The organism is Tissierella sp. (assembly GCF_031460495.1).
GTDB lineage: Bacteria > Bacillota > Clostridia > Tissierellales > Tissierellaceae > JAVKTS01.
The window spans coordinates 48142-65582 of sequence record NZ_JAVKTS010000006.1 but is presented as its reverse complement, the minus strand read 5'-3'; the positions used below and the strand labels follow the sequence as shown (position 1 = coordinate 65582).

Below are 17441 nucleotides of genomic sequence, written 5' to 3'. Positions count from 1 at the left end.
AAAACCATGAAAAATAAAATCCTAATACCATTAATGATAATTGCAATCCTATTATCTGTAGGCCTAGCGAAGGACCACCGTGGACTTCAGACTGTCCACGCCACCAATGTAGGGAACGATCTTCGTATCGTTCCGCCTATCTCCGGCACCATTGAAGCGTTAAACTTCAAGGAGTCTACATTAACCATATTAGACTACCAAGGAAAAACCCATATAATCAGAGTAAATCAACAAACAAAACTAGAAATAGAAGGCCTGAAAAAGACCTTAACAGACTTCTACTTCGGACAAGAAGTAGATGTAAACTATGAAGGTACACTAGCAACAAAAATAACAGGCTACGAAGAAGAAGACCCAGACAGAGATGGATATATTATGGCAGGAAGTAGATTTAAAAGAGGAGAAGTCCTATTTATCACAAATAACTCCTTAGAACTAAAGACAAACCAAGGAAGAGAAAAATATAGAATAACACCCAATACAATATATCTAAAGAGAAATAGAACTATCAATATCAACCAAATAAAAGAAGGAGACAAAGTACTCCTTACCTTCAATAGTATCTACACCTCAGAAGTAGCTGAAATCAGAATAGAAGATGAAGAACAAATAATATCAGGAGTACTTAGAGGGAAAATAGAACTAGTAGATGATAGAAATAAAGAAATAATTATCAAGACTCCCTATATATATAATGAAGGGAAATGGTCACCACACAATCAATATCTTGTAAGCTTAAAAGCGTCAGGAGATACTATATATAATGGAAGCGAAAAAATTTCCCTACAAAAACTTAAATATTTTAAGGGAAAAGAAGTATATATAGCCTATGATAATAGCTATAGCAGAATGCAAGTAGCTAAGCTAACAGTAAAGAATGGACAAGCTCAAGGATATCAAGCTAAAGTATCCAATATCCAATACACTACAGGCACCATGGTAGTAGATAAGAACCTAATGCACTTCAACGAAGGAACCATAGTGTTAAAGGACAATAGAATAGTAGATACATTAAATATAGATAAAAACAAAGATGTAATCGTTACAGTAGATAATATTTATGGAACAAAAAACACATCTCTAATATCCATGACAGCTAATTTACTGGAAGATAGAATAGATAATACAAAGATTTCAATCTATAGAGGAAAAATAGAAGATATCTATGACTACGAAATAGAAATAGGGAAAATCAACTATAGATTAGATTATCTACTATTAGAAGATCAAAAATGGCAAGAGAAAGAGGACTCACAGAGATTTTCTATGTCAGAAGATACCTTGATATATGATAGTGATCTAAAAGAAACCATAGATGCCAGCTATTTTATTTCCTCAAGATTTACAAATTTAACAGATATAAAAAATCAAGCCCTAAGAAATAGGCTAAAGAATAACTACTACAAAAACAAACAAGCCTACTTTATAGTCAGAGAATCAGAATACGGTGCAGAGTTATTAGCACTGAACCTTACACCACATAAGCAAAGCTATGCTCAAAATGTAAAGCTAAATCATTCCGTCCAAGGAGAGATAAAGAGCATAGACTATGATAGAGGTACAATAACCTTAACAAAAGTAAAGAACTACAATACGTTAAATAATAGATGGGAAAACATAGCAGATGAAACAATGGACATAAGGAAATCAGTCATACTCTTAAACGACCTTCCACTGCCAATAGATAAAATCTACAACCTAAGAGTAGGGGCAAAGGTATACGCAGTAAAAGAAAAGGTTTCATCCCTTGACGAAGGCTATGTACTACTAATAGAAGACTAAGGAGGCTGAAAATGAAAAGAATACTATCATTACTAATCATTATTTCAATATTACTTTCACCCCTTAGTGCAATGGCCGTCAATATACCAGGCTACGAAGGTGGAATAATAAACGAAACCACATACAAAGAAGTAATCTTTGTCACAGGAGAACCTATTATAATGGAAGGAACTCTAACAATAAAGACAAAAGAGAAAGACAATACAGTGTCAGAGACCTATAGCTATAAGTTAGAAAACAAAGCATTAAATGCAAAACTAACTAGAAGCATTACCTTAGAAGGTAGCCTTGAAACAAAGGACAAACAAGTAACTACAACAAAAACATTAGAAAAGTATAAAGAATCCATAGATGTAAATGGTAAAAAATACGAAGTAAAAGACCCCTACTATCAATGGAATCAAGGCTCTGTTGCTCACAATACACCAATACTAAGCTACTATGCAGGAGATTATTCAGCTAGAAAGACCTATGATGTAGATAAGGGGAATGAATCAGTAGTCATAGAAACAGTGGGGAATCTAGTAGGATATAATGGACCATGGTCTGCAACAGAAACTCAAACCATAGAATATACAATAAGATATGAGAATAGGTTGACACCAGTAAATAATAGAGAAGGTACAGCCATAGTAGAGACATCTTACAATAAAACAAAGGATTACTCCTATGCAGAAAATATTCCATCTCAAATAAGCTTCAACGGTGGCTATAGAATTACAGAAAAAGAAGAAAATGTACTAAAATACACCTATGACTTGCCTAAGCTAAATGTCAATACTAAAGCAAGGAATGTAGGTACATCTAGCCTCTTCCTAGATACTAATCCAGAGATCAAGAGATTAAATATACCTGCATTAAGAGATGTACTAGGGCATGAATATGAAGAAGAACTACTACTAATAGCCAGCATGGAAGGTCTACCATTGGAAAGTACAATGATAGGGCCAAATTCATCAATGAGCAGAGGAGACTTTGCAAGAACAATAATCAAAGCAATGGACATTCCTATTATAAAGGAAGAAGTTAGAAGAAGCAGTAGAAAAAAAGTAGAAGAACCTAAGCCTCTTTTCAATGATGTAAATCCAAATCATAGAAACTTTGACTATATAGAGGAAGTAGCCAAGAGAAATATAATGGTAGGATTAGATGAAAACTTCAATCCAGATAAACCATTATCCAGAGAAGAAGCCTTTGCAATAGTAGTCAGGATACTAGGCTTTGAAAACTTAGCACCAATCAAAAGCTATTCCCTAGGATATAAAGATGAAGACAAGGTACAAGCCTGGGCAAAGGACTATGTATATGTAGCAAAAGAGCTAGGCTTCATAGAAAAATCTGACTACCTATATCCACACAGAGACCTAACCAAAGGAGAAGCAGCCAAACTAATAATAGACCTAATCTCCTATATGCAAGACGAATTAAGATATGACTACAGAGAAGGAATACTAAACAACTAGGGGTCTCCCCTTTATATTCATTTGTCACACATTTGTAACACAACTGTAATGGTATTTCACAAAAACATAGTATATAATATCACTATGAAGTAAATAAATGCACCATTATGAAGTATTACAATATTGTTACAAAGGAATAATGATATTGACCTTAAGAAATTCAGGTGCTATAATACTTTATAGAGTGCAATATTTATAGTTTATTCAGACTATAATATGCAACACAAATTTTTAATAAATTTCAAGGAGGTTTTGTAAAGATGAAAAGAACCCTATCATTAGTATTAGCATTAGTTATGGTTCTAGGAAGTTTCTCATCAGTGTTTGCAGTGGAAGCAGTTACTCCTCAAACAGCTGGAGAATTCCTACAAGAAGTTGGCGTTCTTGAAGGCAATGCATCAGGCGACTTAATGCTTGGAGACAGCCTAACAAGACAAGATACAGTTATTTTACTAAGTAAGCTTATGGGAGAATTCGAAGTAGCAAAAGGATTCCCAACAGCACCAAGTTACAAAGACATTACTATCGAAGCTTATTCACCATTCCTTGCATGGGCAGAAGCTAACAAGACATTTGTTGGTAAAGCTCCAGCACAATTTGGATTTGGTGACTTATTAGCAACTGATGAGTATGCAAGAGTACTTTTAGTAGTATTAGGATATGGCGATGTAGAGTGGAAAGACACTCTAGACAAAGCTGAAGAGTTAGGTCTTTTAGCTGACATAGATGTTGACGCTAAGTTCCTAAGAGGAAACATGGCAGTTATGACATTAAACGCTCTTGGAACAAAAATCAAAGACTCAACTGAAACATTAGCAGACAAATTAGAAATCGAAATGCCTGCACCAGAATTATCAAAAGATATCGAAATTACTTCAGCTGTAGCAATAGCTAACAACAAAGTTGAAGTAAAAGTTAAAGAAGAAGTAGCTGCTTCAGTAGCTGACTTCGTAATCGTTAAAAAAGGTAGTACAACTGTAGTAGAAGTTAAAGATGTTGTTAAAGAATCAGCTAAAGTATTTGTTCTAGAAACAGAAGCTTTAGTAGGTGGAACATCATACACTGTAACTTCAAACGGAAAAACAATTAACTTTACTGGTTTAGCAGCTGATACTACAGCTCCAACAGTAGTTAAAATTTCCGCTACAGATACAAATAGATTCGTTGTAGAATACTCAGACAGAATGGACTTTGCTTCAGCAACAAATGCTGAAAACTATACAATGAATAAAGACATTAAAGTAGTTAAAGCTACATTAAATGCTGATAGAACAAAAGTTACTCTTACTACAGATGCAGCTAAGAGAAATGTAGTTTATACATTAGTTATTCAAAATGTAATGAATAGTGATGCTAAAGTAATCACTAAAACAACACGTACTATAACAGCAACTGAAGATAGAATAGCTCCAAGAGTAACTACTCTTCAAGTTCAAAATAACCGTATGATAATTGTGAAATTTGATGATGCTAATGGTATGGATAAAGCAGCTTTAGAGGCAGTTGAAAACTATACAATTAATGATTTAGAAATCACAAGTGTTAAAGCTTATGATGTAGATGCTAATGGTCTTATAGAGACAGTTGTTCTTATGACTGCAGATCAAACAGCTAACAAATCATATACATTAACAATGGAAAACCTAATAGATGGATCAGTACTTGCTAATCCACTAGGAAAAACAACTCGTGGTTTTAGAGGAGCTTCTGCAGACAAGACATCTCCAACTGTAAAACCAGGAACAATAAAAGCATATAACAATAATATAGTTGAAATTGAATTTACTGAAAATAATGCAATGGATGCAGCTTCTCTTGAAGATATCAGCAACTATGTAATTACTTTCGGAAACAATGAAGTTCTTCCAGTATTAAGTGCTGAAGCTTGGGATACAACTTATCCAGATGGATACTCTGAGAGAGGAGTAACTCTTACAACAGCACAACAAGAAATTAACAAAGCATATAGAATCGAAGTAAAAGGTGTACAAGATGAGTTTGGAAACGCATTAAAACCTGTTACTGGAACAACATATGCTAAGTACAACTTCACTGGAGTAGCAGTTGATACTCAACCACCATATGTAGCAAAAGTTGAATATGTAAATCCTACAATGGTTAAGTTACACTTCTCTGAAAGATTAGTAAAAGCTACAGCTATAGATCCAACTAACTTTGTAATAAACAAAGATATCGGATCAGCTATTAAGGCTCGTTTATTACCAGGTAATGTAGTTGAATTAACTACTCAAACATTAGCAAATAATACATCTTATACTGTTACAATCAATGATGTAGAAGATTTATATGGCAATGTAGTTTCTAATGCAAAAGCTAACTTTATAGCTACAGCAAGCTCATTAGATGTTACAGCACCAAGTATAACTTATATATACGCTGCAAATGAGCAAGAAATCCATGTAAATTTAGACGAATATGTTGAGTCTTATCCAGACCCAATTACAGTAAGAGAAATTGATGGAAATGGTGCTTTTGTTGGTACTGTTAAGACTTTCAATTATTCTGGAACAATCAATGATGGAACTACAATAGTTTACAAAGCAAATGCTGCAGTAGATAATTTAAAATTAACTAACTATAAAATAGAAACTATGACAGGAACATTTGTTGATGAAGCAGGTAACAAGTATGTTCTTCCAACAGTAGATTCTAGATTCTTATTCAATGGTAATGAAATAACTAATGATGCACCAGAAATTGAATATATAGAACAAATTAATGCAAAGAGACTTAAAGTTGTATTTACAGAGCCAGTAGCTAAAAGGACAGGTGCTCCATTAACTGCAACTGTAACAACAGATGACACTCACTTAACAGAATGGTACTATAATGTAACAAGTAATTTTGTAGTTGGAAGAGACTATCCAATTAACTTCACAGCTCTAGCTGAAGATTTAGTAGGTTTAGGTGTTAGAGACGAAGCTGATACAAATACAGATCCAAGCAAATCAACAATCTTTGTACCATATTACGAAGACATTACAAAACCAGTAATTACTGGTGTAACAGCAACAAACAATAAGACAGTTGTTATAACATATGATGAAAATGTAACAACTGGATCATACAAAATATACTATCTAAATGATAGGAATCAACCAGTTTATGTTTATACTGGTGGAGGTTCTAACAGAGCTAATGAAATAACAATTTCAAACTTAACACAAACACTTAAGGGAGACTACATCTACTATCTAGAGCCAGTATCTGGAGCAGTTGATACAGCAGGAAATAGAGAAGATGTAACAGGAGTTAAATTTGATTTCCCTGGCACAGATGTTAAAGTAGAACAATTTGTTACTGGTGTTGCAATAATCAATGCAAAAAAAGTAACAGTAAGTGCAACTAAAGCTATAGCTTCAGTTAAGGTATATGAAGAAAGCACTGTTGGACTAGTGATAGGTAATGTATCAGATGCAGTTTACTTCAATTCTACAAGAACTGTAGCTACATTAGACAATTTAGTATCTCCTGTATTATCAGGAACTAAATATGTGGCATATGTTGAATTTGTGGATGGTACACCAGCACAATCTTATACATTTGCTGGTATCACTCCTGACTTAGGAATTGGATTAATCAATGGTACAGATTTAAAATTAGACTTTGCTGGTTTCACTACAGACTTATTTAAAGTTGCAGTATATGATGCAGCTGGAAATGAAGTTGTAGCTAAGAGAGCAATTGGTAATGTAGCTCCTGTTGACCCTAAACAAATAGCTGCTACACCGCTTGCTGCAGGAGATTATTATGTAGTATTATTTGACCAAGCTGACGATACAAGAGTACTATACGCAGCAAAAGTTACATTACAATAATCAACTAACTTAAACTAAAAGAGAGGATAAATCCTCTCTTTTTTTTATCCAATAATTTGATTTCCTTGATTTATACGCCTAACTAATGTAAAATTAGATATAACAAAAATTAAATGGGGGATAAGTAATGGAGCAAAATAATATGATGGAAGAAATAAGCTTAAGGGAACTAATTGAAATATTAATAAACAGAAAGAAAATGATTGCGATTATAACAGCTGCTGCAATAATCGTAGCTGCAATCTATAGTTTCTTGATAGTAAAACCTACATATGAAGCTAAAATGATAATGATGACATCAAACTTAGGTAATAAAACGAACGGAAATGTCACTGCAAGTGCAGATAACATCAATGAATTATTAGATGCAATGTCCCAATATCCAGACATGAGTTTAGAGACATATAGGCAACAGATTACAGCACCAGAAGTGCTAAAGAAAACAATTGCTGACTTACAATTAGAAAACGAATACAGACCAAGCACATTGGCAGAACAGATAACCCTTGAGACTATTAAAGATACGCAAATGATTACCATTAAAATGAAACATACAGATTCAGAAAAGGCTGCTAATATAGTAAATACATTGGGTAATAACTTTATATCCTTCGTTACAGAAAAGGCTCAAGAGAGATCCTCAAAGAACTCAGAGTATGTACAAACTCAAATGGAGTTAGAGAATAAAAAATATGAGGAAGCTTTACTTGAGCTAAAGGACCTTCTTTCACAACCAAGAGGAGCTCAAGAATTACAGTTAGAGTTAGATAGTAGCTTTACTCAAATCACCGAATTCAAAGCTCTATTAAATGAATTAGAGGTAAAAAGAGATGGGCTTACTAAGGCTATTGAAGAAAGTGGAAAATCCTCAAATAACAAAGGTAGCATGATAGTAAAACCAAACTTAGGAGAGAATTTCAATATATCCTTTGATGATAGTAATAAAGTAATGAAAATTGATTTAGCTGAAACAGAAGGAAGAATGACTAGTATAGAGGAGCAAATAGCAGATTTGCAAAATCATATAGAAGTTCTTCAAGTGGAATATCAAGACAAGCAATATAGGGAAAAGATAGTAAAACAAAAAGTTGAAATAACTCAAAAAACCTACGAATCCTTTGTAGGAAAATATGAAGAGCTAAAAGTAGCAGAAACAGCCAAGTTAGGGGAATTAAGTATCAGTGTTATTTCCTCAGCATACCCAACTACAAGACCAGTAGGACCAAGGAAAGCATTGAATCTTGCTATATCTTTAGTATTGGGTCTAATGGTGGGAGTATTTGTAGCTTTCTTTAAGGAATATTGGCAAGCTACTAGTGAGGAAACTAATAGAAAATCAGATATAATGATTAAAGGATAGTGGTGATTACAAATTGTCTAAAAATACAATAGTTAAAAACACAGAAAAACAGAATTGGTCAATGATATTTATGATATTATTTGGACTGGCAATTACAATACCCCTTATGTTTAGGGGGCTATACTTTGAGGAAGAACTATTACCATCTTTAATAGGGATATATGCCTTATTTATAGTTTGGGCATTATATAAATCTAAAGAGAGAGACTTTAAATTATTATCTACTCCTATAGATTATTTATTTATGGGAGTAGTATTAATGTATTTATTATCAATTACTTATGGAGTAGACAAAAGGGAAGCTGTTATTGAATTCTCTAGATATTTAGCATACTTCATCATATTTATTATGGCAAAAAATATTTCAAATAATAAAAAATATGAGAAAAGTATTATCAATATAATTCTGTTAGGTGGAATGTTAGTATCTATAATTGGTATAGGCACAGCCATAGGGACATGGGAATATACTGGTGCAATGATCTACGGGAGGCTCAGCTCCACATTCCAATACCCAAATACATTAGCAGCATATGTAGTTGCCCTATATTTTATTGCTATGACAGCATTAATCAATGAGGAGAACAAAATATTAAAAGGCATTTATGGGTTGACACTGGCAACTTTTGTATTTTCTTTAATACTTACATCATCGCGTGCAACTTGGTTAATCTTCCCTCTAGTTGTTGCTATTTATTTTATCATTTTGCCAAATGTAAGAAAGATGGAATCTATACTATATATGGTTTCATCGGTAGTTCTTTCTATACCAGTAGCCTTTATATTCAATAGTAGAATAAAAAATCCAACAAATAAACTTTGGATTATGTTTATTTTAACTATACTAGGTACTGGGATGATGGTATTCTTTATTTCACTACTAGATAAAAAATTAAGGGAAATGTCAACAAAAAAACTACTGATATCTTTAATTTTTATAGGGGCTGTACTTTGTGCAGGAGTAGTTTATGTAATTAATGCGACTACAACTTTAGTAATGGAAAATGTAACAACAGAGGATAAGACTACAACTATTTTTAGAAATATATATGCGACACTACCCAATGTGAACTACAGCTTAGAAGTAAGTTACATTGGAGAAAATAATAGTGAATCACCATATGTAGGTAAAATCATCATATATAATATGAATGATAAGGGTCAACTGAAATCACCAATAGTTCAAAACTTGATAGATATAGGTGAAAGAAATATAAAAATAGATTTCACTACTCTTGAAGATTCAGTAGGTATTCAAATTCATTTTCAAAATATATACAAGAATACCAAGGTTGAATTCTTAGATGCTAATATTATTGATTCTAATACAACATCTATTATTAAGAAAATACCTTTGAAATATAAATATATAAATGAAGCTTTTGTGAGTAGAATACAGACTATAAGTGCTGGAGAAAATAGTTTCGTTGCTAGGATGATTTTTAATAAAGATGGGTTAAAAGTATTAGGCAAAAATCCTATATTAGGTGCAGGTGGAGGGGGATGGCTTTCTATGTACCAAATATACCAATCTTATCCATATTCAACAGCTCTAGCACATAATTATTTGTTGCAGATGTGGATAGAGATAGGTACTATTGGAATATTGTTATTTATCACAATGATAGTATTTATGAGCATTTACTTATTTTCTACTTATAGAAGATCAGAAGATGTAACTAAGAAAACTACTTTAGTAGGTCTGGCAGTTACAATTATTGCTATGCTACTACATGCTGTTGTTGACTTTGATATGTCTCTACCATCCTATACTATAATATTTTGGACTATAATGGGTATTTTGGTTAGTAATCTTGATATAATTAATACTAAGATAGACAGAATAGTAAGTAGATTAAATAAAATAAGCTCAAAGTCATATATATATGGCATTGTATTAATAGCAGGAATATTAATATTAAATCATTCTTTGATTTTATATAGCCAAAAGTATAAAATAGAGGGTGCTACTGCTTTTGCAAATAATGACTTAGATGGGACAATTGATAATTTTGAAAAGGTAGTTAAGTATGATAGATATGAAGGCACTTACAAGATGGACTTAGCATCTTGTTATATAGGCAAATATAGAGAAACTAATGATATTGAATATGTGAAAAAGGCTATAAACCTAGTTGATAGTTATATAGAGATATCACCATATGACTCATTTGCATATGTCAATGCTGCAAACTTTAATTTTTCAATAGGAGAAGTAGATAAAGGAATAGCACAGTTGGATAAATCTGTAGAACTTCAACCTATGAAGACTGGAATTTATACTCAAAAGATTGTAGGATATAGAGCAGTAGTGGACCATTATCTATCCCAAGGAGAAGATAAAAAAGCAAAAAACTTATTAGCACAAGCTCTTGGGGTAAAAGAAAATATAAAGAGAGTGAATGAAAACGCATACAAGCCAATGGTTATAAATAATGAACTAGTACAATCTATAGGGGAAGTGCAATTCATGTATGAAAACTTAGATGAACTTCAAGAAATAGCAAATAAGGGGTTAAGGTTACACTTTGCGTATTACTTTGATTTGGATATTAATCATGATGGGAATATAGATATGCTACAAACATATTCTTCTGAAGGTTCAAAGATTGGGCATGATTACATGACTGAAGGTGATGATACCTTTATCAGGATAACTAATGAAGGAGAAATGTTTGGGTTTAAATATGTTTATCCACTAGATTTAGAACCAAATACTACTTATGTAGTGGAACTAAAGGCCAGAGGTACTACTAAGCCAGAAACATTTAATTTATATGCATGGTCGAATGGATCAGCAGACCCTAATCAAGGCAGTCATTTACAAATATCGATAACTGATGATTGGCAAACTCACACATTTGAATTTATTACGGATGATGATGTAATTAGCGGGGCTCAACATATTATAATGCAACATAATGGTAATGACACTGGGTATATTGACATTAAAGATTTAGTAATATACAGGAGATAAGTAACACTAGGATACACCTTTGAGTATTATTAAAAGGTGCATCCTTTTTTATTGTAATGCTTACTTTCTTATGCTATAATTAAATCATTCAATGAACGAATGAATAAATTAAACAATGGGGGTGGATCAAATTATTTCAAATATCAAATTTTTTACTCCAACAGCAGAACTAAAAGAACTTACCATACTCCAGTACATAGAAAACAATGAAGACACCACACAAAAAGAACTTGCTGAGGTAGTTGGGTCAGCTCCTTCTATGATTAATGTGTATATAACTGACTTGGAAAGTAATGGATATATACTCAGAGACTATATATCTCCAAAGACAATAAAGTATAAAATAACTTATGAAGGAATTAAAAGAAAAAACTATTTGATAATAACTTATTTGCATGAACTATTAAGGTTGTATAAGATAGCTAAAGAAAATGTAGAAAAATTTTTAGAAGACTTAGAAAATAAAGGATGCATAAAGATACTACTATATGGAGCAGGTGAAGTGGCTAAAACTATCCTTAGTGTTATAAGAGACAGACAAAATTACAAATTGAACATAATAGGAATTATTGATGATGATGAACATAAAGAGGATACGGAACTATTTGGATATAGAATTATCACAAGGTTTGATATAGGGAAATATGACTATGATGCTATAGTTATCACTAGCTATACATATGAAGATCGTATTAGGGAAAGACTTGAGGAAATCGGGTATGTTGGAGATAGAATAGTTAGGTTTTTTGGATAGGATGTGTCAAATGAATATAGTAATTAAGACTAACAAAATTAAAAAACTAAGAATTAGTAAAAATTTAATTAAAGCTACTGTAATCACATCTTTAATATTATTAATGACCCTACTAATAGTAAATGATTCAGGTGCACATAGACTAGCAATAAGTATATTCATTGCAAACCTAATAATTATATATGTTTATCCTAGCAAGAGTATATTTACCAAATTTGTGTCTTTTATTTACTTTTTAGTATTATATATATGTGTAAAAGAAAATATTATTAAGTTTTCTTTTATACCTCAAGCAAGAGCTTTGTTAGATATTGATAAGAGTCTACTAGTTTGGTTCAAAAGTGGACACCCTCATGCAGTGAGACTTTTAGTTGCTTACCCAGGATATATATTGTCACAAGTATTTGAAATGGATTTAGATTTGGGGTTTTCATATTATGTGATAACTATGTTTAATATTATATTCTTAACAATGATGAATTCATTGAAGAAACTTAAAGAAAACAAGCACAGATATTTGATTGAAGTATTAAACATGTTATGTATGTTTCCTGTAACACTATTGGCTTTTTTAATGAATGGAAGATTAGTTTTTGCTTATTTAGGATTCTTGATGATAACAGATATTTTTATTTCGATTTATACTAAAGGTATAAAGCTTAATATCTCAAAAATAATCTTTTTGGCTGGTGCATTTGTCTTAACAACAGTTAGTAGTGGGACACTTATGGTTAGTTTAATCTATATAATGGTTATGTTATATGTTTACTATTATAGACTAATTGACAATCCACCTTCTATAAGGAAACAAATATTTTCATTGTTAATATTATCGCCTTTGTTATATATAGTATTTGAATATGCCACTATTATGTTTATTAGAAATGTTAATTATTTTGGTGGAGGATTTAAAGGTTTAATCAATATGTTAAACCATGGGGTTGGTAGATTTTTTATTTTATCACAGTTTCAAACAATAATATTTATTGCTTTAATCACTATATTCTTAATTATGAATTTTTTATTTATTAAGAAACAAATCTATAAGAAAAACAAGATTTTACCATTAATACTAGGAATCAATATATCAATGTATGGGCTACTATTTGGATTTTCTACTGGGTTAATGGGAGTACCACCACTTATTATACTCATTCTATACTATATAAATTAGGAGGATTTAATATGCTTGATTTAATGCTAATAACTAATGATTTTGATACAGTCCTAGAAGCAGAGCAGGCGGGGATTGATAGAATTTTTATTGATCTTGAAAGAAATGGGAAATTGGAACGACAAGGTCATCTAGATACTCATATAGGAAATCATAGCATCAAAGATGTAGGGAGAATAAAAAGCACAGTAGTTAAAAGTAAGGTTTTAGTAAGAATAAACCCTTATTATGAGAAGACACAAGAAGAAGTTGATGAATGTATAAATCAAGGTGCAGATATTATCATGTTGCCTATGTTTACAAGTAAAGAAGAAGTAGAAAAATTTATTAATTGTGTAAATGGTAGAGCAAGAACATGTTTGTTACTTGAAACTTCTCAAGCAATGGTTAGAATTGATGACATATTGGAAGTGAATGGTATAGATGAAATTCACATTGGTTTAAATGATTTACATTTATGCCTAGGTGTTGATTTTATGTTTGAAGTTTTATCAGGTGGAATAGTTGAATATATTGCTTCAAAAGTTAAATTAAAAAATATTAAGTTTGGATTTGGGGGTATAGCTAAGATAGGGGAAGGAGATATTCCAGCTGAGCTTATAATAGCAGAGCATTATAGATTAGGATCAAAGATGGTGATTTTATCTAGAACTTTCAGAAATGAGATTAATAATACGGATAAAGAGAAGAATTTTAAGTTAATTGAAGAAATTAATAAAATACGAGAATATGAACTACTGATGAGTACTTGGACTGATAAGGAATTTAATAAAAACAAAAAATTAGTTAAGGAGAAGGTGCAAAAGGTTGCAGACAAATACACAAGTAAAAAAAACAGTTAAAAAAAGTTTTTATAGAAACCATGGGAAACGAACTCTAGATTTACTATTAACTATTCCAGCAGTGATATTATTAATTCCAGTATTTGTTTTAGTCGGATTGATTATTAAATTAGATTCTTCTGGGACTATATTATACAAGCAAAAACGAGTAGGAAAAAACAGCAAGGAATTTTATATTTATAAGTTTAGGACGATGGTTTCAAATGCTGATAGAATAGGACCTACAAGCACGAAATCTGGAGATAATCGGATAACAAAAGTTGGCAAAATTTTGAGAAAAACAAGTATTGATGAGCTACCGCAGTTATTCAATGTTTTGATTGGAAATATGAGTATAGTGGGGCCTAGGCCTGATGTACCTGGAGATATGGAAATTTTTCCTAAAGAACATATAGAGAAGAGATTAATGACTGCTCCTGGAATTACAGGCCTATCACAAGTAAATGGAAGAAGTCATATCACTCTAGATAGAAGGATGCATTATGATGAAAAATATGTTGATAATCAAAGCTTGAGGATGGATATATCAATTATAATAACTACATTTAGCCAAATAATTAAAAAAGAAGGTGTAAATTAATGGTAGAACCAGAAATTAAAATTATAGGTAATCAAATAAATGAAAAAGATAAATATATTTTACCTTACAGCATAAAGGTAGGCAATGGCTATTTTTTTGTTATAGATAGGTTGACATCTAAATTATATAAATATGATTTGTTTGGAGAGGGTGGAGAACTACCTCTATATGATAATGGAAAAAAAATAAACTTACTATTTCCATATGATTTATTGATATATAATGATTTAGTTTATATAGCTGATGGGGGAAACTATAGAATAATCGTATTTGATTTTGATGGTAATTATAGATTTGAATTCGGTAAAAATTGCTATGGTGAATCTATGTTTGGCAATGGCGGAATTTTTAATGGTGATGGTAGAAGTAGTAATCCTCAAAGCTTATTTATAGATAATGATAATAATATTAATGCAGTTGATTGTTTTGAAAAATGCATCAAGGTTTTTGATTCTGAGGGGATCTATTTAAGAAAATATAGTCTTTCGGGAATGATTTCATATGGAGTATGTGATGTAGATGAAGAAGGAAACATATATGTATCTGATACACAAGATAATAAAATTAGATGTTTTAACAAAAGATTAGAGTTAGTATGGGAAATAGGAAGAGAAGGAAGTAATAATGGTGAATTTAAAATTCCATGGAGGATTTTAATACATGATAATTTATTATATGTTGGTGATATATATAATCATAGGATACAAATATTTACAAAGGATGGACTATATGTAGACCAATTTGGGAAATATGGATTGGGTGAAGATGGGTTTAATTATATATTTGGATTTGATTTTGATAAAAAGGGAAAGTTGTATTTAACAGATACTTGGAATCATAGGCTGAAGATTTATAATAGGGGCTTAGTTTTAGATAAGGTGATAGGAAGCTATCAAGAAAACATAGTATTAAGACCAGCTGCAATTATCTTCAGTAAGGATGAAAAACTATTTTATGTTGCTGACTATTTAAATCATAGTATTGCAATTTTTGAAAGTAATGGAGAATTTATTAAAAGGATAGGCAGATTAGGAACGAAGAATGGTGAGTTTAATTATCCTAATGACATATTTATTGATTCAAATGAACTTTTATATATATCTGATAGTAAGAATAAAAGAGTCCAAATATTAACTTCAGAAGGTGAGTACTTAAATCAAATACCTAAAAATGGTGAAGTTGAAATTATACCTTCTAGTGTAGCAGTATATGGTGATAGGATATTTGTTGCCGATATTAGTAACTCTAAGATACATGAGTTTGATAAAAAGACTCTCTCATATAAAGGAATAATTGCTGATAGAGGCGATGCTATAGGGGAAGTAAAATCTGATTATAAGACTTCATTTATAAGACTAAATATTTGGAAAGATAATTTAATATTAGCAGATTCGTCAAATAATAGGGTACAAAAGTATGATTTAATAGAGAATCAATTTGATGAAGTATTATCAATACATAACAATAACATAGTACGAGCTAAGATAGTTAGAGACGACTTCATGCTTGTTGTGAATCGAGGGAATCATAAAGTAGAAATTGTTGACATAAATACGCATAGAATCATAAAAACAATAGGAAATAATTTAGGTAATGATATAAATAGTATGATAGCACCTTGGGATGCAGACTATAGTATTTCAAACAATTTACTTGTTATTTTAGATAGTTTAAATAATAGAATAAAACTGATAAAAAATGTATTATAGGGGGAGTAATAATGGTTGGAAAAACTAAAATTGCTATTATTGGTGGTTCAAGCGGAGATATATTAGTAAGTACATGTAAGAAATTAGGATATTACTCAATTCTTATATGTGGAGATGAAACTAATCGCGGGTATGGTGCAGCAGACGAGAATTATTTAATAGATTTAGTAGAAAAAGAGAAGATAGTAAATATTATTAAACATAACGCAGATTGTTTACTACTGGGGACTGGGCATGCCTTAGCTCATGATATTGCTAAGTCAGTATATGATTTAGGTATAGTCACATCAATAAACCCGTATAAGGCAGAATATGGGAAAAATAAAATATTAACATATGATTTTATTAGAAAAATTGGATTTAAGACTCCAGACTATTTTATAATTAATGACTTAGAACAATTGAATAGAATAGATATGTCTTTACCATGTGTAGTAAAATCTGAAGATGATTCTGTTAAAACTGCAAAAGCACTTACTAAGGAGCACCTATATCAACTTGTAGATGAAAATTTATTGAATGGTAGCAGAGCTATAGTAGAGTCATTTATTGACGGAGTAGAGTATACAATACCTATAGTATCGGATGGAGAAACATACGTACCACTTACTGACGCTTTGAAAATGAGAGATATAAGTAAAATAGCTGTAGCAAAACTAAGAAATTTCACTAGTTTAGATGAAAAATATGATAGATTTGAACTTTTAGATAAGAATTTAATAAATAATATTGCATACATAACAACAGAAATAACTAAAAAGATGGAGTTAGTAGGTGTTCCTAGATATGATCTAATTGTAGATAGCAAGAAAAACATCTATATATTAGAAGTAAATGAAGTTTCAGTGTCTAGAAATGGTGAAGGACATTACCCATGGGAAGAAGTTGGAATAGACTATGCAAAAGAAATGATACAAAATACTGTAAAACTTCTTAAGAATAGGCATAAGGAATGAGTAAT

Annotated in this window: 11 protein-coding genes; all 11 read left to right on the top strand. The window is 31.3% G+C overall.

The genetic code is table 11. The annotated features are described in order from the left end of the window. Window positions 1-6 precede the first annotated feature (6 nt). The 11 genes from RIN63_RS13345 (at window position 7) to RIN63_RS13295 (ending at window position 17436) form a co-directional block, all read left to right on the top strand. Window positions 7-1782 (top strand): hypothetical protein, encoded by a 1776-nt coding sequence (locus RIN63_RS13345; protein ID WP_310445237.1) that lies wholly within the window; start codon window positions 7-9, stop codon window positions 1780-1782. Window positions 1783-1793: 11 nt separating this feature from the next. Then, on the top strand, window positions 1794-3245 hold the full coding sequence (locus tag RIN63_RS13340) for an S-layer homology domain-containing protein (protein WP_310445236.1): 1452 nt from the start codon (window positions 1794-1796) through the stop codon (window positions 3243-3245). 260 nt (window positions 3246-3505) lie between these two features. Continuing rightward, window positions 3506-7084, top strand: coding sequence for an Ig-like domain-containing protein (locus RIN63_RS13335; RefSeq protein ID WP_310445235.1), 3579 nt, complete (start codon window positions 3506-3508; stop codon window positions 7082-7084). Between the two features lie 127 nt (window positions 7085-7211). After that, window positions 7212-8444 (top strand): Wzz/FepE/Etk N-terminal domain-containing protein, encoded by a 1233-nt coding sequence (locus RIN63_RS13330; RefSeq protein ID WP_310445234.1) that lies wholly within the window; start codon window positions 7212-7214, stop codon window positions 8442-8444. Window positions 8445-8457: 13 nt separating this feature from the next. Next, window positions 8458-11421 carry an O-antigen ligase family protein gene (locus tag RIN63_RS13325; protein WP_310445233.1) on the top strand — a complete coding sequence of 988 codons (2964 nt, stop codon included), beginning with the start codon at window positions 8458-8460 and terminating at the stop codon, window positions 11419-11421. A gap of 121 nt (window positions 11422-11542) precedes the next feature. Beyond that, a complete protein-coding gene (locus RIN63_RS13320) occupies window positions 11543-12175 on the top strand; it encodes a winged helix-turn-helix transcriptional regulator (protein ID WP_310445232.1) in 633 nt (210 codons plus the stop codon). Between the two features lie 10 nt (window positions 12176-12185). Continuing rightward, on the top strand, window positions 12186-13349 hold the full coding sequence (locus RIN63_RS13315) for a hypothetical protein (RefSeq protein ID WP_310445231.1): 1164 nt from the start codon (window positions 12186-12188) through the stop codon (window positions 13347-13349). 11 nt (window positions 13350-13360) lie between these two features. After that, complete coding sequence (locus tag RIN63_RS13310; RefSeq protein WP_310445230.1) at window positions 13361-14191, top strand: aldolase/citrate lyase family protein; 831 nt, start codon at window positions 13361-13363, stop codon at window positions 14189-14191. Then, complete coding sequence (locus tag RIN63_RS13305) at window positions 14157-14771, top strand: sugar transferase (RefSeq protein WP_310445229.1); 615 nt, start codon at window positions 14157-14159, stop codon at window positions 14769-14771. The genes RIN63_RS13310 and RIN63_RS13305 overlap by 35 nt, the downstream gene beginning before the upstream one ends. Continuing rightward, window positions 14771-16480: an NHL repeat-containing protein gene (locus RIN63_RS13300; protein WP_310445228.1), complete on the top strand. Its 1710-nt coding sequence runs from the start codon at window positions 14771-14773 to the stop codon at window positions 16478-16480. Before RIN63_RS13305 ends, RIN63_RS13300 begins: the two co-directional genes overlap by 1 nt. A gap of 11 nt (window positions 16481-16491) precedes the next feature. Then, entirely contained in the window at window positions 16492-17436 is a 945-nt protein-coding gene (locus RIN63_RS13295) for an ATP-grasp domain-containing protein (RefSeq protein ID WP_310445227.1), read from the top strand. The last annotated feature ends 5 nt before the right edge of the window (window positions 17437-17441 follow it).